This window comes from Pantoea sp. OVA07A (genome assembly GCF_019969975.1).
Lineage (GTDB): Bacteria > Pseudomonadota > Gammaproteobacteria > Enterobacterales > Enterobacteriaceae > Pantoea > Pantoea agglomerans.
In genome coordinates this window covers 966,715-984,716 of the sequence record NZ_JAHXYM010000001.1, presented here as the reverse complement: position 1 = coordinate 984,716, position 18,002 = coordinate 966,715, and the positions used below count along the sequence as shown (strand labels likewise).

18 protein-coding genes are annotated in these 18,002 nt (G+C 57.1%); 8 read left to right on the top strand and 10 right to left on the bottom strand.

Features of this window, described 5'->3' with window-relative positions:
- Positions 1–313: 313 nt before the first annotated feature.
- The 6 genes from LC417_RS04715 (at position 314) to spy (ending at position 7,202) form a co-directional block, all read left to right on the top strand.
- Positions 314–1,534, top strand: coding sequence for an aspartate aminotransferase family protein (locus LC417_RS04715; RefSeq protein ID WP_010245746.1), 1,221 nt, complete (start codon positions 314–316; stop codon positions 1,532–1,534).
- Positions 1,531–2,562, top strand: coding sequence for an arginine N-succinyltransferase (astA, locus tag LC417_RS04710; protein WP_033757454.1), 1,032 nt, complete (start codon positions 1,531–1,533; stop codon positions 2,560–2,562). Before LC417_RS04715 ends, astA begins: the two co-directional genes overlap by 4 nt.
- Positions 2,559–4,028, top strand: coding sequence for a succinylglutamate-semialdehyde dehydrogenase (gene astD, locus LC417_RS04705; RefSeq protein WP_061901494.1), 1,470 nt, complete (start codon positions 2,559–2,561; stop codon positions 4,026–4,028). The genes astA and astD overlap by 4 nt, the downstream gene beginning before the upstream one ends.
- Positions 4,025–5,353, top strand: coding sequence for an N-succinylarginine dihydrolase (astB, locus tag LC417_RS04700; protein ID WP_223565541.1), 1,329 nt, complete (start codon positions 4,025–4,027; stop codon positions 5,351–5,353). The genes astD and astB overlap by 4 nt, the downstream gene beginning before the upstream one ends.
- Positions 5,354–5,403: 50 nt before the next feature.
- Positions 5,404–6,399: a succinylglutamate desuccinylase gene (gene astE / locus LC417_RS04695; RefSeq protein ID WP_022625762.1), complete on the top strand. Its 996-nt coding sequence runs from the start codon at positions 5,404–5,406 to the stop codon at positions 6,397–6,399.
- 308 nt (positions 6,400–6,707) lie between these two features.
- A complete protein-coding gene (gene spy / locus LC417_RS04690; RefSeq protein ID WP_010245731.1) occupies positions 6,708–7,202 on the top strand; it encodes an ATP-independent periplasmic protein-refolding chaperone Spy in 495 nt (164 codons plus the stop codon).
- Positions 7,203–7,275: 73 nt separating this feature from the next.
- Here the strand turns inward: spy and cho are convergent, their stop codons facing one another.
- The 4 genes from cho to LC417_RS04670 form a co-directional block, all read right to left on the bottom strand.
- A complete protein-coding gene (gene cho, locus LC417_RS04685; RefSeq protein ID WP_010245728.1) occupies positions 7,276–8,136 on the bottom strand; it encodes an excinuclease Cho in 861 nt (286 codons plus the stop codon).
- A gap of 67 nt (positions 8,137–8,203) precedes the next feature.
- Complete coding sequence (gene yddG / locus LC417_RS04680; protein ID WP_223565540.1) at positions 8,204–9,094, bottom strand: aromatic amino acid DMT transporter YddG; 891 nt, start codon at positions 9,092–9,094, stop codon at positions 8,204–8,206.
- A gap of 60 nt (positions 9,095–9,154) precedes the next feature.
- Positions 9,155–9,979, bottom strand: a complete 825-nt coding sequence (gene nadE, locus LC417_RS04675) for an ammonia-dependent NAD(+) synthetase (protein WP_010670018.1) — start codon at positions 9,977–9,979, stop codon at positions 9,155–9,157.
- A gap of 118 nt (positions 9,980–10,097) precedes the next feature.
- Positions 10,098–11,300, bottom strand: a complete 1,203-nt coding sequence (locus LC417_RS04670; RefSeq protein WP_022625759.1) for a multidrug effflux MFS transporter — start codon at positions 11,298–11,300, stop codon at positions 10,098–10,100.
- Between the two features lie 302 nt (positions 11,301–11,602).
- On the opposite strand from LC417_RS04670, the gene osmE reads away from it, so the two are divergent.
- On the top strand, positions 11,603–11,938 hold the full coding sequence (gene osmE / locus LC417_RS04665; RefSeq protein WP_010245718.1) for an osmotically-inducible lipoprotein OsmE: 336 nt from the start codon (positions 11,603–11,605) through the stop codon (positions 11,936–11,938).
- Positions 11,939–12,004: 66 nt separating this feature from the next.
- On the opposite strand, the gene LC417_RS04660 is transcribed toward osmE, so the two are convergent.
- From LC417_RS04660 to hxpB, 6 genes are all read right to left on the bottom strand, one after another.
- Positions 12,005–12,397 (bottom strand): DUF6515 family protein, encoded by a 393-nt coding sequence (locus tag LC417_RS04660; RefSeq protein ID WP_033757987.1) that lies wholly within the window; start codon positions 12,395–12,397, stop codon positions 12,005–12,007.
- Positions 12,398–12,585: 188 nt separating this feature from the next.
- Positions 12,586–13,977, bottom strand: coding sequence for an L-cystine transporter (locus LC417_RS04655; protein ID WP_010670021.1), 1,392 nt, complete (start codon positions 13,975–13,977; stop codon positions 12,586–12,588).
- Positions 13,978–14,128: 151 nt separating this feature from the next.
- Positions 14,129–14,719, bottom strand: a complete 591-nt coding sequence (locus tag LC417_RS04650) for a metal-dependent hydrolase (RefSeq protein WP_010245708.1) — start codon at positions 14,717–14,719, stop codon at positions 14,129–14,131.
- A 140-nt stretch (positions 14,720–14,859) separates the two neighbouring features.
- Positions 14,860–15,621 carry a 2-dehydro-3-deoxy-D-gluconate 5-dehydrogenase KduD gene (gene kduD, locus LC417_RS04645; RefSeq protein ID WP_010245706.1) on the bottom strand — a complete coding sequence of 254 codons (762 nt, stop codon included), beginning with the start codon at positions 15,619–15,621 and terminating at the stop codon, positions 14,860–14,862.
- Between the two features lie 16 nt (positions 15,622–15,637).
- Positions 15,638–16,474: a 5-dehydro-4-deoxy-D-glucuronate isomerase gene (gene kduI, locus LC417_RS04640; RefSeq protein WP_010245701.1), complete on the bottom strand. Its 837-nt coding sequence runs from the start codon at positions 16,472–16,474 to the stop codon at positions 15,638–15,640.
- Positions 16,475–16,647: 173 nt separating this feature from the next.
- Positions 16,648–17,316, bottom strand: a complete 669-nt coding sequence (gene hxpB, locus LC417_RS04635) for a hexitol phosphatase HxpB (protein WP_223565539.1) — start codon at positions 17,314–17,316, stop codon at positions 16,648–16,650.
- Positions 17,317–17,462: 146 nt separating this feature from the next.
- Between hxpB and LC417_RS04630 the strand changes: the two genes are divergently transcribed.
- Positions 17,463–17,999, top strand: a complete 537-nt coding sequence (locus LC417_RS04630) for a YniB family protein (protein ID WP_010245694.1) — start codon at positions 17,463–17,465, stop codon at positions 17,997–17,999.
- The last annotated feature ends 3 nt before the right edge of the window (positions 18,000–18,002 follow it).

Sequence of the window (18,002 nt, the reverse complement as noted above, 5' to 3'; positions counted from 1 at the left end):
GTGGAGGGGCTTTTCTGGAGAGATAATTTATCAGCGATCACAAAAGCGATATTTCATCCCGTGAATGCATAATTCTGCTGTTTAAAACCCGGTTCTGGCGCTGCAATCAGACAACTATTCACTATATATGCAAATTAAGTGAATATTGTCAGCATCTAACTCATTGATATTACGTCGTGAAGACCATTTTATGCATTAATTCTCTGGCTGGCACGTTAACTGCACTCTACAGTAGGGCTGCACTACAACATCTTTTAACAATTTTAAAACATAAGCTTTACCCGGCTGGTAAAGTAAAGCAGGAGAGTGGGTTATGGCACTGCACGTTTCACGTCACGATTTCGATCAATGGATGATGCCGGTTTATGCGCCTGCGACTTTTATACCGGTTCGCGCGGAAGGCTCCACCGTCTGGGATCAAAACGGCAAAGATTATATCGACTTCGCCGGTGGCATCGCCGTCAATGCGTTAGGGCATGCGCATCCGGCATTACAACAGGCGCTGCAGGAACAGGCCGCACGTTTATGGCATACCGGTAATGGCTACACCAACGAACCGATCCTGCGGCTGGCGAAGCAGTTGATCGATGCCACCTTCGCTGACCGGGTGTTCTTCTGTAACTCCGGGGCGGAGGCGAACGAAGCGGCGCTGAAACTGGCGCGCAAGGTGGCACATGATCGTGTGGGTCCGCATAAAAGTGGCATCGTGGCGTTTAAGAATGCATTTCATGGCCGCACCCTGTTTACGGTAACAGCCGGTGGTCAGCCCGCTTACTCAAAAGATTTTGCGCCGCTGCCGCCAGAGATCCAGCATGCCCCGTTTAACGATCTGGCGGCGGCGGCTGAACTGATTAATGACCATACCTGCGCAGTCATTGTTGAACCGATTCAGGGTGAAGGTGGCGTGCTGCCTGCCGATCCGGCGTTTCTGCGTGGATTGCGTGAGCTCTGTGATAAGCATCAGGCTTTGCTGATTTTTGATGAAGTGCAGAGTGGCGTTGGCCGTACCGGTTCGCTTTATGCCTACATGCATTATGGCGTCACGCCGGATGTGCTCACCAGCGCCAAAGCGCTGGGCGGCGGCTTCCCGATTGGTGCGATGCTGACGCGCGAAGATCTGGCGCTGGTGATGGGCGTTGGCACCCACGGCACCACCTATGGCGGCAATCCGCTGGCGGGCGCAGTGGCAGGTAAAGTCATGGAGCTGATCAATCAGCCTGAACTGATGGCGGGTGTAACAGAACGTCACCAGTGGATTGTGGCGGCACTGGATGAGATCAACCAGCGTCTGCACCTGTTCAAAGAAGTGCGCGGTCTTGGCCTGCTGATTGGCGCGGTGCTCAGCGACGATTTTGCTGGTAAAGCCAAAGCGATCAACCTTGCCGCCGCGGAAATGGGCGTCATGGTGCTGATTGCGGGTGCCAATGTGGTGCGTTTTGCCCCGGCGCTGAATATCAGCGAGCAGGAAGTGAAGCTGGGCATGGCCCGCTTTGCCGAAGTGTGTGAAAGCCTGGTGCGAGGGTCAACATCATGATGGTAATCCGTCCGGTTGAACGCGATGACTTAAGCCAGCTGATGGCGCTGGCGGGCAAAACCGGTGGCGGGCTGACCTCGTTGCCGGTTGATAGCGCGACGCTTCAGGCGCGTATCGATCGATCGCTGCAGACCTGGGAGGATTCCCTGCCACGTGCCGAACAGGGCTATGTCTTTGTGCTGGCCGACAGTGAAGATAACCGCGCCGTCGGTATCTGCGCCATTGAGGTGGCGGTGGGTCTGCAGGATCCCTGGTACAACTTTCGCGTCGGTACCCAGGTGCACGCCTCAAAAGAGCTGAATGTTTATGCCGCGCTGCCTACCCTGTCGCTGAGTAACGACCATACCGGCAGCAGTGAGCTCTGCACGCTGTTTCTCGATCCCGATTACCGTGATGGCAAAAACGGCTATCTGCTGTCGAAGTCACGCTTCCTGTTTATGGCCAGTTTCCGTGAACGCTTCACCAACCGGGTGGTGGCCGAGATGCGTGGCGTCAGCGATGAGCAGGGCCATTCGCCGTTCTGGGAGAGCGTTGGCAGCCGCTTCTTCTCTATGGAATTCAGCAAAGCGGACTTCCTTAGTGGCACCGGACAGAAATCATTTATCGCTGAACTGATGCCGAAACATCCGCTCTACATCGACTACCTGACACCGGAAGCGCAGGCGGTGATTGGACAGGTCCATCCGCAAACCGCGCCTGCGCGGGCGGTACTGGAAGCAGAGGGCTTCCGCTACCTCAATTATGTCGACATTTTTGATGGCGGCCCGACCCTGGAGTGCGATATCGATCATATCCGTGCGGTGCGTAAAAGCCGTCTGCGCAGCGCAGAACGGGGCGAAAACCCGGCTGATGGCCCGCTCTGTCTGGTTGCCAATAGCGATTATCGCCAGTTCCGTGTGGCGCTGATTCCGGCAAAGGCTGACAGCGACAGCGTGCAACTCACGGATGAACAGATGCAGGCGCTCCATTGCCAGCCGGGCGACAGCCTGCGCGTGGTGACGCTCTGCAAAGAGGAGAAAACAGCATGACACATCTGATAAATGGACAATGGCTGGACGGTGACGCTGAGATTCTGACGAAAGCGGATCCGGTCAGCGGCGAGACGTTATGGCAGGGCCACGCGGCCTCAGCCGCTCAGGTCACCGCAGCCTGTGAGGCGGCGCGCGACGCATTTCCAGCCTGGGCCAGACGCCCGCTGGCGGAACGGCAGGCGATCGTTGAGAAATTTGCCGCCGGGCTTGAGGCGCATAAAACGGCGCTGGCGGAAACCATCGCCCGTGAAACCGGCAAGCCGCGCTGGGAAGCGCTGACCGAAGTGGGCGCGATGATCAACAAAATCGGCTTTTCGGTGAAGGCATACCATAGCCGCACCGGTGAACAGCATGAAGGCGAAAGCTCCCTGCGCCACCGCCCGCATGGGGTGCTGGCCGTGTTTGGTCCCTATAACTTCCCGGGACATCTGCCAAACGGCCATATTGTTCCGGCGCTGCTGGCGGGCAACTGTGTGGTATTTAAACCCAGCGAACTGACGCCGCTGACCGCCGAAAAAACCGTTGAGCTCTGGCTGGCTGCGGGCCTGCCTGCCGGCGTGCTGGCACTGTTACAGGGCGGACGTGAGACTGGTCAGGCGCTGGCCAACTGTCAGCAGATTGATGGCCTGCTGTTTACCGGCAGCGCCCATACCGGCTATCAGCTGCATCGCCAGTTTGCCGGTCAGCCTGAAAAGATGCTGGCGCTGGAGATGGGCGGTAACAATGCCCTGATTGTTGAAGATCCGGCGGACACTGATGCGGCTGTCAACATCACGTTGCAGTCAGCCTTTATAACCGCCGGTCAGCGCTGCACCTGCGCGCGGCGTCTGCTGGTCAAACGCGGCGATGCAGGGGATGCGTTTCTGCAGAGGCTGGTGGAGGTGGCGGGGCGACTGCAACCCGCCGCCTGGAATACTGAACCGCAGCCGTTTATGGGCAGCGTGATCTCCACCGGCGCAGCAGAGAAGATTATGGGTGAGTGGCAACGGCGGGTTGAGGCGGGCGGCGAGGTGCTGCTGGCAATGCGCTGGCCGGATCGCCACAGTGCCATCCTGACGCCAGGTATTATCGATTTAACCGGCGTGCAGGGCATTCCGGATGAAGAGGTCTTTGGTCCGCTGTTAGGCATAGTCCGCTATGAGACATTTGAAGAGGCGATAGCGCTGGCGAACCAGACCCGTTATGGCCTGTCGTGCGGATTGATCTCGCCTTCACGCCAGCAGTTTGATCAGTTGCTGCTTGAAGCGCGTGCCGGTATCGTCAACTGGAACAAACCGCTGACCGGCGCAGCCAGTACCGCACCGTTTGGCGGCATTGGTGCCTCGGGCAACCATCGCGCCAGCGCCTGGTATGCGGCGGATTACTGCGCCTGGCCAATGGCCTCGCTGGAGACGCCTGACCTGACGCTGCCCGCCACGCTGTCGCCGGGCCTCGATTTCTCCACCCAGGAGACGACGTCATGAAGGCAACCGAGGCCAACTTTGATGGGCTGGTGGGGTTAACACACCACTATGCCGGGCTATCGTTTGGCAACGAAGCCTCGACCCGCAATCAGATGCAGCCGTCGAATCCCCGTCTGGCGGCAAAGCAGGGGTTGCTCAAGATGAAAGCGCTGGCCGATATGGGCTACGTTCAGGGGGTGATCCCGCCGCATGAGCGGCCCAATATTGCGGCGCTGCGCCAGCTCGGCTTTGGTGGCAGCGATGAGCAGGTGCTGGCTGCGGCCGGCAAAACTGCGCCGGGATTACTCTCCGCCGTCAGTTCAGCCTCGGCGATGTGGGTCGCCAATGCTGCCACGGTCTCGCCGTCAGCGGACAGCCTTGATGGCCGGGTTCACCTGACGGTGGCGAACCTTAACAACAAATTCCACCGTGCGATAGAAGTGCCGGAAACGGCCTGGCTGCTGCGTTCCATCTTCCGCGACGATCGCCATTTTGCGGTGCATGATGCTTTGCCGCAGGTGGCGATGTTTGGCGATGAAGGTGCGGCGAACCATAACCGGCTGGGCGGCGCTTATGGTGAGCGCGGCGTGCAGCTGTTTGTCTATGGCCGCGACAGCAGCCATGAGGGCAAAACCCCGCAGCGTTATCCGGCACGTCAGACCCGGGAAGCCAGCGAGGCGGTCGCCCGTCTGCATCAGCTCTCACCGGAAAGCGTGCTGTATGCGCAGCAGAATCCTGCGGTGATCGATCAGGGCGTGTTCCATAACGATGTGATTGCGGTGAGTAACCAGCAGATGCTCTTCTGTCACCAGCACGCCTTTGTTAATCAGCCTGAACTGCTGGCGCAGCTTCGGTCGCGCGTTCCCGGTTTTGTTGCGCTGGAAGTGCCGGAAAATCGGGTGTCAGTGAAAGATGCGGTAGAGACCTATCTGTTTAACAGTCAGTTGCTGAGCCGTCCCGACGGCACCATGATGCTGGTGCTGCCGGAGGAGTCACGTCAGCATGCGGGTGTCTGGCGCTACCTGTGTGAACAGGTTGAGGCTGACACGCCACTCAAAGCCCTGAAGGTGTTTGATCTGCGCGAAAGCATGTATAACGGGGGTGGTCCAGCCTGCCTGCGTTTGCGGGTGGTGCTGACACCACAGGAGCAGCAGGCAGTGAATCCGGCGGTGCTGATGAACGATCGGCTCTTCAGCACGCTGAATAACTGGGTTGACCGTCATTACCGCGATCGCCTGACCCAGGCCGATCTGGTCGACCCGCAATTGCTGCGTGAGGGACGCGACGCGCTGGATGAACTGACGAAGCTGCTAGACTTAGGAAATGTATATGCATTTCAGCAGTGAAGGAGGGGGCAGCACAGGCTGCCGCCTGCTCAGGGCGAAAAGGAGGAACGATGCAGGACTTTTTACAGCAAACGCTCTCCGGCGAGGTGCCGCGTAAGCGTAGTGGTGAAACGGCGCATCTTCGCTGGCAATGGTTGTATCACGGCATACTGTTGATGGAGCCGACGGTGCCGGTTAAACAGGCGCTGGTGCTCTCTGCCGGGATCCACGGCAATGAAACAGCCCCGGTAGAAATGGTGAACCAGCTGGTTAATCCGCTGCTGCGGGGCGAAAAGCCGTTACAGCAGCGCATGCTGGTGATTCTGGGTAATCCCTCAGCGCTACGCGCCGGTAAGCGCTATGTGCGTTATGACATTAACCGGCTGTTTGGCGGACGCTGGCAGCAGATTGATGATGGTGATGAGGCCCGCCGCGTGCTGCGGCTGGAGCAGGCGCTGGAGACCTTCTGGCAGCTGGGCGAGTGCGATGAGACGCGCTGGCATCTCGACATGCACACGGCTATTCGTGGCTCTTATCATCCTCAGTTCGGCGTAATGCCGCACAATGAACGCCCCTGGCCGCCCGCGTTTCTTGACTGGCTCGCCGCTGCCGGGCTGGAAGCGCTGGTGTTCCATCGCTCGCCGGGCGGCACCTTTACCCACTTCAGCTGCGAGCACTTCGGTGCGGCCAGCTGTACCCTGGAGCTGGGTAAAGCGCTGCCGTTTGGTGAAAACGATCTCAGTCAGTTCAGTGCGGCACAGCAGGCGCTGGCGTCTTTACTCTATGGCGAAGCGCTGCCTGCGGCGGCGGTTAGACCGCGTCACTATCGGGTCGCGCAGCAGATCACCCGACTGAGTGAGCACTTTACGCTGCATATGTCGCCGGAAACGCTGAACTTTACCGCGTTTCCTCAGGGGACGTTGCTGGCGGAAGATGGTAGCACCCGCTATTACGTGCAGCAGGCGCGGGAATATGTGCTGTTCCCTAACCCCAACGTGGCCGCCGGGCTGCGTGCCGGACTGATGCTGATTGAAGAGAGCGAACAGACCCAGGCGCTGCCGGTCTGATAGCGGTTGTTAACAGCGCAGACCATCGGCGCTAAAAAACCGACAGGAAAAGTGGAAGATCGGCTTCCGCTTTCCTGTCGTAACCCTTACACTCCTCCATGATTTCTGCCAAATTCGCTTTAAATTCATAAACATTTTCAATTCCTCACGCCTTTCTTCTTATTCTCTTCATGATTGCCCGATTTTTATCTTTTATGCTTTCACGGCTTTACTCAGGCTCTGAGTAGTTGACGTTCAGCGTCGTATGCTTGTTTCCGAAGACGCGACAGAGTGCTGTCGTCATTATCATGAATTATAAGGACACTATTATGCGCAAACTGACTTCCCTTTTACTGGCTTCCTCGCTGGCGTTTGGTGCAGCCAGCGCCGTCCATGCAGCCGCTGACAACCTGACTCCACCGCCAGCAGGCAGCGAAAAAGCGATGCACAAGCCGCCAATGCGCCACGGCATGGAGATGATGTTTAAAGGTCTGAACCTGACCGACGCGCAGAAAACTCAGATGCGCGACATCATGAAAGAGAGCCACAAAGATATGAAACGCCCGTCACTGGACGAGCGTCGTGCGGCCCACAGCATTATTGCCTCTGACAGCTTCGACCAGAGCAAAGCAGAAGCACAGGCAGAGAAGATGTCCGCCAATGCCAAAGAGCATGCGCTGAAGATGCTGGAAACCCAGAACAAGCTCTATAACGTGCTGACGCCGGAGCAGAAAAAACAGTACAACGCTAACTTTGAAAAGCGTCTGACTGAGAAAGGCCCGCACGAGGGCAAAATGGCACCGCCAGCAGAACCGGCTGAATAAGACTCGTTAAGCGAACGGTCTGAGACCGCCGGCGCTGTCCACTGAAGGTGAGTGGGCAGCGTCGGCGGTTTTTTTATAGCGGCAGAATAGGGTAGGCACCTGACAGAATCGGGCGGCAGAGGATTTTGTAGCCGTCGTGATCAAAACCGCCTTTGGGCCGCTGCAGTTTTCTGGCCTCATCCATGCTGCTGACCGAACCGAGATAGAACCAGTGGTCGATAACGTGGATCTGCGTCATCTCTTTGCCTTCCTCCACCAGCCCCACGGCACCCTGCCATGGCCAGCAGAACACCCGCACGTTTTCCAGCGCCTCCAGCAGTCGATCCTGATGATCGCTGACCGGCTCTTTTCCACAGCAGGCCCCGGCGCAACGGCGCAGTGCCGAGCGGAAGCAGCCTCGCCCCGCACTCAGCGCTTCCAGACCCAGCAGGCCATGACAGAGCTGATACTCATCCGCGAGCTGCTTGAGCCGTTCCAGCGCGGCGAAGCGACTGCGATAGAGCCCAAACAGGTTGGGGGACTGGCTGAAATCGAGGTCTTTTGCATAGACCACATTCGGTTTGCCGTCGGTAATCTGCAATGAACAGAGCTGCCGGTTTTTGCGCAATCGCTTATTGAACAGCGGCTGCTGGGTTTTGATCATCTGCGCTTCCAGCAGCAGCGCGCCAAGGTCACCCGCGGTAGGGATCCAGCTTACACGCCGCGACTGGCGCAGCATTTTCGCCTCATCCGGGGTGCGGAAATGGGACATCACCCGCGAACGCAGATTCACACTTTTACCGATATAGAGCGGCAGCGACTCACTTTCGCCATGAAAGGTATAGACGCCAGGATGATTTGGCAGGCCTTCCAGCCACTCACGCAGGTGTTCGGGATATTGATAAATTGCATTCGCGTCGGGTTCGGGGCGAAGTATGGCAGAACGTCTGACCAAGATGGACTCCATTTACTGGTTGTCCATACAGCATAACAGGCAGGTGAAATGATCGCCAGCCGTCTGGTTACAGAGACCGTGTTGCCCGCCAGCAGATCAGCGAGCCGAGCGTGATCATCGCCACGCCCTGCCAGAAGGCCAGCGGCGGCGTCAGGCCGAGCCACAGTGATCCCATCAGGGCCGACAGCACCGGCGTAAAGTAGGAGGCGGTGGCCAGCAGCGTCAGATTGCCCTGCTGAATCCCGTGATTCCAGGCGGAATAGGCGATGGCGGTGGAGAGCCCGACAAACAGCACCTCCAGCAGCGGCACCAGCGTAAAGGCCATCGGCACAGTGTGATCGCTGAAGGCATATTTCAGCCACAGCGCCAGTGCAGTCAGGATAAAAAACAGCGTGACGCCATTAGAACCACGGGCAAAGCGGCGGGTGAGATTATTGTAGAGCGCCCAGGTCAGGGCGGCGATAAAGGCCAATGCATAGGCGACCGGGTTGCGCAGCATATTCTGCCACAACAGCGTCGGCGATCCGCTGCCGCTGCCTTTCATTACCCAGACGATCCCCAGCAGCGACAGCAGCAGTCCTGGCCACAGCCAGACACGGAAACGCTGCTGATTAAACGGGATCGCCAGCACGATGGTCAGGCAGGGCCAGAGATAGTTAATCATTCCCAGTTCCAGCGACTGGCTGCGATCGCTGGCCAGCCCGATGGCCAGCGCCAGACAGATTTCATAGCCGACAAAGAGTACGCCCCCCAGCCACAGGTAGATGGCGGGCATTGCGCCAGGTCTGGGCAGGCCCCGGCTCAGGCAAAGGAGACACGCCGTAGTAGTGTAGATCAGCGCCGCACCACCGGTGGCGCCAAAGGCTTCACTGACGCTGCGCAGCAGGCCAACGGTCGTACTCCAGAGCAGAATGGCGACAAGCCCGATGAGGGTCGCGCGTGAAACGGTGGCAGGCATGCAGCGATCAACAAAGTCAGTGAGAGAAGCCTCCCTTGCCGCGGCAAGGGAGGGGCAGGATTACTTCCAGAAGTCGTCGAATACCGTGATCGGCGGACGACGTTTGTGCTCGGTTTTCTGATACCAGCCTTCGATGATGCGGGCGCTGTCAGGATTGATGCTTTTGCCTTCCAGGTAATCATCAATCATCTCATAGGTGACGCCCAGCGCCACTTCATCCTGCAGGCCTGGACGATCATCTTCCAGATCGGCAGTCGGTTTTTTCAGATAGAGATGCTCCGGGCAGCCAAGGTGTTTCAGCAACTGCTTGCCCTGACGCTTGTTCAGGCGGAACAGGGGATTGATGTCAGTGCCGCCATCGCCATACTTGGTGAAGAAACCGGTCACGGCTTCAGCCGCGTGATCGGTGCCGACCACTACGCCTTTGGTCATGCCGGCGATGCTGTATTGCGCTTTCATCCGCTCACGGGCTTTTTCATTGCCGCGGACAAAATCGGAAAGCGTAATACCCGCCTCTTTCAGCGCGCGCTCACTGGCCAGCACCGACTCTTTGATGTTTACCACCAGCGAACGGTCGGGTTTGATAAAGGCCAGCGCGTCCTGACAATCCTGCTCATCCGCCTGCACACCATAAGGCAGACGCACGGCAATAAAGGTGTAGTCGTTATCACCGCTCTCCTGACGCAGTTCGGTGATCGCCCGCTGCGCCAGCGCGCCCGCCAGGGTTGAATCCTGACCGCCGCTGATCCCCAGCACCAGCGTTTTCAGGCCGCTGTGGCGTTTCAGGTAGGCTTTGAGAAAATCGATGCTGACGCGCACTTCCTGGTCGGCGTCGATAGTGGGCTTCACACCCAGGGCTTCAATAATTTCCTGCTGCAGTGACATGAACTTCTCCTCAGGTCAGTGGCCTGTCGGCTCGATGCGAACGTTTTATTAAAGCTAACGTGCCTTAGCGAAAACAACAAGCCAAAGCGGTAACTCATTACCATGAAACGTTGCGAAATCAGTGAGTTTTTACCTGCGGCAGCGGTTTTTTCGCCAGCACGCTAAACATCAGAATCGCCGTCATAAAACAGCCAAAAATGGTGGCGCACATGCTCAGCACCGAGGTGCCGCCGATGCCGGTAATCGGCACGGTAATCGCACCCAGCGTGAACATCGTAACGCCTATCACCGCGGAGGCGCTGCCAGCGCGATGGCCCTGACTCTGCATCGCCAGGGACGAGGCGGTGGTAGCGATAACGCCGTTGCTGGCAATGGTAAAGAACAGTGCCACCAGCAGCAGCGCTAAGGGAGCATGCAGCAACGCGGCCAGCAGCAGCAGACTGGAGGCGACAAAGGCCAGCGTCAGTCCGCCTTTCAGCACCCGATATTCGCCCCACAATGGACAGAGGCGGGCACTGGTCTGTGAAGCAATCACCAGGCCAAACCCGTTGGCCGCAAAGCAGAAGCTAAAGGCCTGGGGCGAAAGACCATAGAGTTGCTGCAGCACGAACGGCGAGGCACCGATGTAGGCGAACATGCCGGACATCATAAATCCCTGGGTCAGGCAGAAGCCCATAAAGGGGCGATGGGTAATCACCTGACCCAATGCCGCGTAGGCGGAGAATATTGATCCTTTACTGCGGCGTGCCTCAGGCAGGGTTTCATGCAGCTTCCAGCGCGCCAGCAGGATCAGCAGAATGGCAATGCCGCCCAGCACCATGAAGATGCCGCGCCAGTTTAAAATCGTCATCAGCACGCCGCCTAATACCGGTGCGCCGATCGGTGCCAGACCGTTGACCAGCATCAGCAGAGCGAAGAATCGCGTCAGCTCGTGGCCGCTGTACATATCGCGTGCAATTGCCCGTGACAGCACCGCACCGCCCGCACCTGCTAACCCTTCGAACAGCCGCGCCAGCAGCAGCTGGTTAATATCCTGCGCCAGCGCACAGCCCATCGAGGCGATAAACAGCAACACCAGTGACAGGGTCAGCGGGCGCAGGCGGCCGAACTTATCGCTCATCGGGCCAAAGAGCAGCTGGCCAAAGCCGAGACCTAACAGGCCAGCGGTCAGACTCAGCTGCGCGGTAGCGGTTTCGGTGTGCAGGTCCTGGGCCATTTGTGGTAGTGCAGGCAGATAGAGGTCGATGCAGAGCGGGCCCAGCGCGGCCAGCAGGCCCAGCGTAATGGCATAAACCAGGCGATTGGAGTGTACAGGGGTCATTTATCCTCGGGATTGTCAGCGATGGGGTAAACAGAAAGCGGGTAAGGCTGCGAAAAACAGCGTCCGGTAACGCGACATTCACGCCGATCTGCGTCTGCGCGGATGACGGTGCGGTCTCTGAAAACGGGGTGCTATCGGGTACCTGTTTTGCCGGGCAGTATACGTCTGCGTTGACAGCAAAACAGCCTTCTTTACGAAATCCTGACATTTGACAGGCCACTAATTGTTCGTCATAAACTTGATAAATCAGCATTTATGTTCCAGGCTTGTTTCCACATGGACAATAAATGAGGAACAACAAGATGAATAAAGTGATGGGATGTATCGCTGCGGCGCTGACGCTGGCTGCACTGTCTGGTTGTACGACTTACGATCGTGCGGAAAGCTACGTGACTAAGCCAGTGGTAAAGGATGTTAAAAAGGGTATGACCCGTGATCAGGTTCGTCAGATCGCCGGTACGCCTTCTACTGAAATCACCATGGTTCACGCGCGCGGCACCTGCCAGACTTATGTGCTGGGTCAGCGCGACGGTAAAGCTCAGACTTACTTCGTGAGCTATAACGACACCGGCCGTGTCATGAACTACGGCTTCCAGAGCTGTGCGGAATATGACACCGATCCGCAGGTTCAGCAGTAACTCATAGCTCCCCTGAATAGCAAACGGCCCGTCATTATGACGGGCCGTTTTTCGTTGTGGCACTGACTACAAACCTGCCGGACGCGGCACCTCAACATAATCGCCATCTATCTGCCGCTGGTAGAAGTGGCCAGCCTGCACATAGAAGCGTTTGCCGTTAAAGTCGAGTACCCGCATTTCACTGCTGACCCGCGACTCTGCAGGCGGCTCTGCCACCACATACTCATCGCCGTGACGCTGATAATAATTGCCGTTGAGCAGATAGTAGGTCAGTCCGCCTATCAGCACCGCGGTTGCGGCTTCAGGCAAAAAGCGCACCGGCCCGGGTCCGCCCCAGTGTGGCCCGTGGCCGCCATGGCGATCCCATCCACCCGGCGGGCCCCAGTCGCCAGGATGGGCGAAAGCCAGAGCGGGTGTCAAAAGCGTCAGCGTCAGAAGCGAGGCGATTATCTTTTTCATCAGGTGTTCTCCTCATAAGACTGGCTGCAGAATTCGCTTTTTATCGGGCAAAGACAAGCACTAAAGCGGCGTTTTTTCGCCTGTTTACCATGCTTAACGCTTTCTTAACGGCGTCGCCATTAATGGGGGAGATTATGGAGAAGAAGGGCGGGAATAACCTGGCGCGGGCGCGCCAGGTTCAGAGCAGATTAGCGGTGCGCCAGTTCGGCGTTGTCGTCGCTTTCCAGGACGCGCTTATCGGTCAGACCTAACCAGCGGCTGGTGAGAGAACCGGCGGTCATGGAACCGTTGACGTTCAGGGCAGTACGACCCATATCGATCAGCGGCTCAATGGAGATCAGCAGCGCCACCAGGGTGACCGGCAGGCCCATCGCAGGCAGGACAATCAGCGCCGCGAAGGTTGCACCACCGCCGACACCGGCAACGCCTGCTGAGCTCAGCGTCACGATCCCGACCAGCGTCGCAATCCACAGCGGGTCAAATGGGTTGATCCCGACGGTTGGCGCAACCATCACTGCCAGCATGGTTGGATAGAGACCGGCACAGCCGTTCTGGCCGATAGTGGCACCAAAAGAGGCCGCGAAGCTGGCAATCGACTCAGGCACGCCAAGACGACGGGTCTGGGTTTCCACGCTCAGCGGAATGCTGGCTGCGCTGGAGCGGCTGGTGAAGGCGAAGGTAATAACCGGCCACACTTTACGGAAGAAGCGCATCGGGTTGATACCATTTACCGACAGCAGCAGGGCGTGGACACCAAACATGATGGCCAGACCGAGGTAAGAGGCAACCACAAAGCTGCCCAGCTTGATGATGTCCTGCAGGTTAGAACCGGCAACCACTTTGGTCATCAGCGCCAGCACACCATAAGGCGTCAGCTTCATCACTAAACGCACCAGCTTCATGACCCACGACTGCAGCGTATCGATCGCGACCAGCACGCGCTGACCTTTAACTTCATCATCTTTCAGCAACTGCAGTGCAGCCACACCCAGGAAGGCGGCGAAGATGACGACGCTGATAATCGAGGTCGGACTGGCTCCGGTCAGATCGGCAAACGGGTTTTTCGGGATAAAGGAGAGCACCAGTTGCGGCACGGTCAGGTCAGCCACTTTGCCGACATAGTTGCTCTGGATCGCACTGAGACGCGCAGTCTCCTGCACGCCCTGAACCAGACCTTCAGCGCTCAGGCCAAACAGGCCGGTCACGAAGACGCCGACCAGCGCCGAGATCGCGGTGGTAAACAGCAGTACGCCAATCGTCAGTACGCTGATTTTTCCCAGCGACGAGGCGTTATGCAGACGGGCAACCGCACTCAGAATGGAAACGAACACCAGCGGCATTACGACCATCTGCAGCAACTGGACATAGCCATTACCGACGATGTTAAACCAGCTGATAGACTCTTTGACCACTGCGCTGTTTTCGCCGTAGATCAACTGCAAAACCAGGCCGAACAGTACGCCGATTACCAGACCGGTCAGCACTTTTTTCGACAGGCTCCAGTTCTGACGGCTGAAGCGAGAGAGCAATACCAGCAGCACCACAAAGGCTACGATATTAAGCGTAAGAGGAAGGTCCATACTGAAACTCCAGAGTAATGCGGCCTTTCGCTCTGGAAAGGCCGCATAATGTTAATCACGAATTAAGACAGCAGGAATGGTAACAGCAGGCGAAGAGGGTGCCTTATATCCAAATGGCATGGTTTATAACTTAAAGGCGTTTTGTGCTGATTTATTGTGCAGTATGACTGGAAATCAACCGTCCGACGCCATTTTGTAGCGTATCGAACAGCTGTGACGGCCAGCCGTTTGCACCAAAAGATGGCATGCCCACCGGAAACCAGAGCGCATATCCCACCAGTCCCAGGCACAATGCCCGCTCAAGCTGGTTGCCTTTCTGGCTGCGCAGAATCGGCAGCCGGAAGCGCCAGCGGCAGGGCCACAGCAGCGGAACCCCGGCAGGCGTTAGCATATCGGCCACAATATGGCTAAGGTAGCCCAGCGTCAGACCCTGCAGGACATCAGGCGGTATCGGCGACGACTGGGGCAGGTTTATCTGAAAAAGCCACAAACCGGCGGCTATCGCCAGCAAACTGTGGGTAAAGCCGCGATGGCCGAACGCGCGCGCAATAGGATGAGAGAGCCAGCGTAGTCGCTGTCCCAGCAGAGATTTAGGGTGATCGATATCGGGCAACAGACATGTCAGCAGCGCTGAGGGGACAAGATGCCACCAGTCGGCCTGCGCCAGCACTGGTGTCAGCTCAGCACGCTTCGCAAAGATAGCGCTGGCAATGGCAAAAATGATGTGGCCTTCGCCCGTCATGATAGAACCTGGTTGCAAAGAAAACTGTCGATGCATCCAGTATAGGGATTTATCCAGTAAATGAGAACATGTGACGCTGTAACGAAGCATGAATATTATTAACAAGGCGGACAGCGATGAAACACTGTCCGCCAGTAAGATTAACGCGCCAGCCAGCCGCCATCCACCGCCAGGGTGTAGCCATTCACGTAGTCAGACGCGGAAGAGGCCAGGAAGACTACCGGGCCCATCATGTCATCCGGCACGCCCCAGCGGCCTGCCGGAATACGGCCCAGAATCTCTTCACTGCGCGACTCATCATTACGAAGCTGTTCCGTATTGTTGGTGGCCATGTAACCGGGAGCGATGGCATTGACGTTAATGCCATGTTTTGCCCACTCGTTCGCCATCAGACGGGTCAGTCCCATCACGGCACTTTTCGACGCCGTATAAGAGGGTACCCGGATACCGCCCTGGAAGGAGAGCATGGAGGCGATATTGATGATCTTGCCGCCATTACCCTGCGCGATAAACTGACGGGCAACCTGCTGCGACAGGAAAAACAGGCTCTTGCTGTTAAGATTCATCACGTCATCCCAGTCCTGCTCGCTGAAATTCAGTGCGTCCTCACGGCGGATAATGCCGGCATTGTTGACCAGAATGTCAATTTTACCGGCAGCGGCCAGCGCCTGTTCAACCACTGAGGCCACCACGCTGGTCTGCATCAGATCGGCCTGCACCGGCCAGAACCGGCGACCCAGCGCCTCCACTTTACTTTGGGTATCATCCGGGCCATCACGGTTAACGCCGACGATATCACAACCCGCCTGGGCCAGACCCAGCGCCATACCTTGCCCTAAACCGGTGTTACAGCCGGTCACCAGCGCGACTTTACCTTCCAGGTTAAACGTACTCAGTACCATGGTATTTCTCCTCTGCTCAGCGCAGTTCACTGATTTTGACGTGGTCCATGTCATCAAAGACCTGATTCTCACCCACCATGCCCCAGATAAAGGTGTAACGCTGGGTGCCGACACCGGCGTGAATTGACCAGCTGGGTGAGATCACCGCCTGCTCGTTGTGTACCAGCAGATGGCGGGTTTGCTGCGGTTGCCCCATCATGTGGAAGACGGCGCACTCTTCGCTCATATCGAAGTAGAAATAGACTTCCATGCGGCGTTCGTGGGTGTGGCAGGGCATGGTGTTCCACAGGCTGCCTTCATCCAGTTTGGTTAAGCCCATGGTGAGCTGGCAGGTGGGCAACACATCCGGCACGATAAATTTGTTAATGGTGCGGCGATTGGAGGTCGCGGCATCACCCAGCGTCGCGGTGGCCGCTTCCTGCAGCGTGATTTTCTTGTCCGGGAAGGTGCTGTGTGCTGGCGCACTGTTGTAATAGAATTTGGCCGGCTGTGCCGGGTTCAGGCTGCGGAACAGCAGGTTGCGCGCACCTTTGCCGATGTAAAGTGCCTCTTCGTGACCGATTTCCCACGCTTTACCGTCAACTTCTACCAGACCCGGGCCGCCAATATTGATCATACCCAGCTCGCGGCGTTCAAGAAAATAAGCGACGCCCAGCTGTTTTCCCATCTCATCACCGATAGTGACCGGATTATTCACCGGCATGACGCCGCCAATAATGATGCGGTCGATATGGCTGTAGGTCAGGGTGTAATCATCGGCAGTAAATATCTTCTCAATCAGGAACTCGCGGCGCAGTGCTTCAGTGTCGAGTTGCTTAGCGTGATCGCTGTGAATGCTTTGACGAACGTCCATCTCAGGCCTCTCTGCAGGTCAGGTTATTCATGCCCCAAACGGGGACGCTTTTGGCATCTTAGGCAGAGCGGGATGGGAATTCAATAAAAATGAAACGTTGTTTTATTTTTTGCGGGTCAGATCAAGTGACAGGTGCAACAGGCAATAAAAAGCCCGCCATAAGCGGGCTGATATTATCCCTGCAGATGCTGCAGGCTAAGCTGGGTCAGATTGTCCAGCCGGACATCCGCCAGCGTCCAGCGGGGATCGTCAAGGTGTTCAGCGGCGGGCACCACAATCGATCGCATACGCGCTGCTTTGGTAGCGATCATGCCGTTAAACGAATCTTCCAGCGTGACGCAGTTGAGCGGATCGATCGCAAGGCTGGCGGCGGCATTGAGATAGACCTGCGGATGGGGCTTGCTGTAGGGCAGCGCTTCTGCTGAAGCCAGTACGTCGAAATAAGGGCGCAGATTGAAGATCTCCAGCACCTGTTCCAGCATCTTTAGCGGTGATGCGGAGGCAAGGCCGATTTTCAGCCCCTGTTCCCGGCACAGTTGCAGCGCCGTTTCCACGCCCGGCAGCAGTGGCCGCGTCTGATCCACCAGCGTCATGGCGCGCGTAATAATCCGCTCAGTGACCTCCTCCTGAGAGGGGCCATGCCAGGGCAGCGTTTCGTACCACATCCGTACAGTCTGATCGATGCGCAGACCCAGGGTATCGGGCATTTCACTGCGACGTGACAGGTCAACATCCAGCGTTGAAAAGATATCCAGCTCAGCCTGATCCCACAGAGGCTCAGAATCGATCAGTAAGCCATCCATATCAAACAGGGCAGCAAGGACAGGGCGGTGATAAGGCATCAGGGGGTCTCCTTTTAAAGTCAGCTTTACCTTAACATCATTCTTTGCTGGCGCACGCTCTGCCCGACAGGCCACGCTTTATTTGGGAAATTTCACCGTTGGCAGGTAAACTGACGGCAAATTGGATTCCGGGTTCAGGAGATATTATGACCTATCAACAGGCTGGCCGTATCGCCATCCTCAAGCGAGTGGCAGGCTGGGTGCTCTTTTTAGTGGCGCTGCTGTCGACCATTATTTCTGTATTGAGCTTTATGTTTAAGCATAGCGAAAAGCAGCCAGGCATTGATGCCGTCATGCTCGATTTCGTCCACGTCATCGTCGACATGCTGCGCTTTAACACGCCATTCCTGAATGTCTTCTGGCATAACTCGCCGGTACCGGAATTTAACGGTCAGATGAACCTGGGTTTCTGGCTAATCTACATTCTGATTTTTGTCGGGCTGGCGCTGGAGTCGTCAGGCGCGCGGATGGGACGTCAGGCGCGTCACGTCAAAGAAGGCATTGAGGATCAGATGATTCTGGAGCAGGCAAAAGGCAGTGAAGGGCGTAGCCGTCAGCAACTGGAAGAGAAGGTGCGCGTACCTCGCCACACCATCTTCCTGCAGATCTTCCCGCTCTATGTCCTGCCGGTGGTGATTGCGATAGCCGGTTATTTTGCGCTGTCGCTGCTGGGCTTTATCTGACCG

Coding starts and splice junctions, on each gene's coding strand:
- nadE (WP_010670018.1), bottom strand. CDS start 9,979: ATGTCACTGCAGCAGGAAATTATTGAAGCCCTGGGTGTGAAGCCCACT.
- astE (WP_022625762.1), top strand. CDS start 5,404: ATGCAGGACTTTTTACAGCAAACGCTCTCCGGCGAGGTGCCGCGTAAG.
- yddG (WP_223565540.1), bottom strand. CDS start 9,094: ATGCCTGCCACCGTTTCACGCGCGACCCTCATCGGGCTTGTCGCCATT.
- astD (WP_061901494.1), top strand. CDS start 2,559: ATGACACATCTGATAAATGGACAATGGCTGGACGGTGACGCTGAGATT.
- spy (WP_010245731.1), top strand. CDS start 6,708: ATGCGCAAACTGACTTCCCTTTTACTGGCTTCCTCGCTGGCGTTTGGT.
- astB (WP_223565541.1), top strand. CDS start 4,025: ATGAAGGCAACCGAGGCCAACTTTGATGGGCTGGTGGGGTTAACACAC.
- osmE (WP_010245718.1), top strand. CDS start 11,603: ATGAATAAAGTGATGGGATGTATCGCTGCGGCGCTGACGCTGGCTGCA.
- LC417_RS04715 (WP_010245746.1), top strand. CDS start 314: ATGGCACTGCACGTTTCACGTCACGATTTCGATCAATGGATGATGCCG.
- LC417_RS04670 (WP_022625759.1), bottom strand. CDS start 11,300: ATGACCCCTGTACACTCCAATCGCCTGGTTTATGCCATTACGCTGGGC.
- LC417_RS04630 (WP_010245694.1), top strand. CDS start 17,463: ATGACCTATCAACAGGCTGGCCGTATCGCCATCCTCAAGCGAGTGGCA.
- LC417_RS04650 (WP_010245708.1), bottom strand. CDS start 14,719: ATGACGGGCGAAGGCCACATCATTTTTGCCATTGCCAGCGCTATCTTT.
- kduD (WP_010245706.1), bottom strand. CDS start 15,621: ATGGTACTGAGTACGTTTAACCTGGAAGGTAAAGTCGCGCTGGTGACC.
- LC417_RS04660 (WP_033757987.1), bottom strand. CDS start 12,397: ATGAAAAAGATAATCGCCTCGCTTCTGACGCTGACGCTTTTGACACCC.
- kduI (WP_010245701.1), bottom strand. CDS start 16,474: ATGGACGTTCGTCAAAGCATTCACAGCGATCACGCTAAGCAACTCGAC.
- LC417_RS04655 (WP_010670021.1), bottom strand. CDS start 13,977: ATGGACCTTCCTCTTACGCTTAATATCGTAGCCTTTGTGGTGCTGCTG.
- astA (WP_033757454.1), top strand. CDS start 1,531: ATGATGGTAATCCGTCCGGTTGAACGCGATGACTTAAGCCAGCTGATG.
- hxpB (WP_223565539.1), bottom strand. CDS start 17,316: ATGCCTTATCACCGCCCTGTCCTTGCTGCCCTGTTTGATATGGATGGC.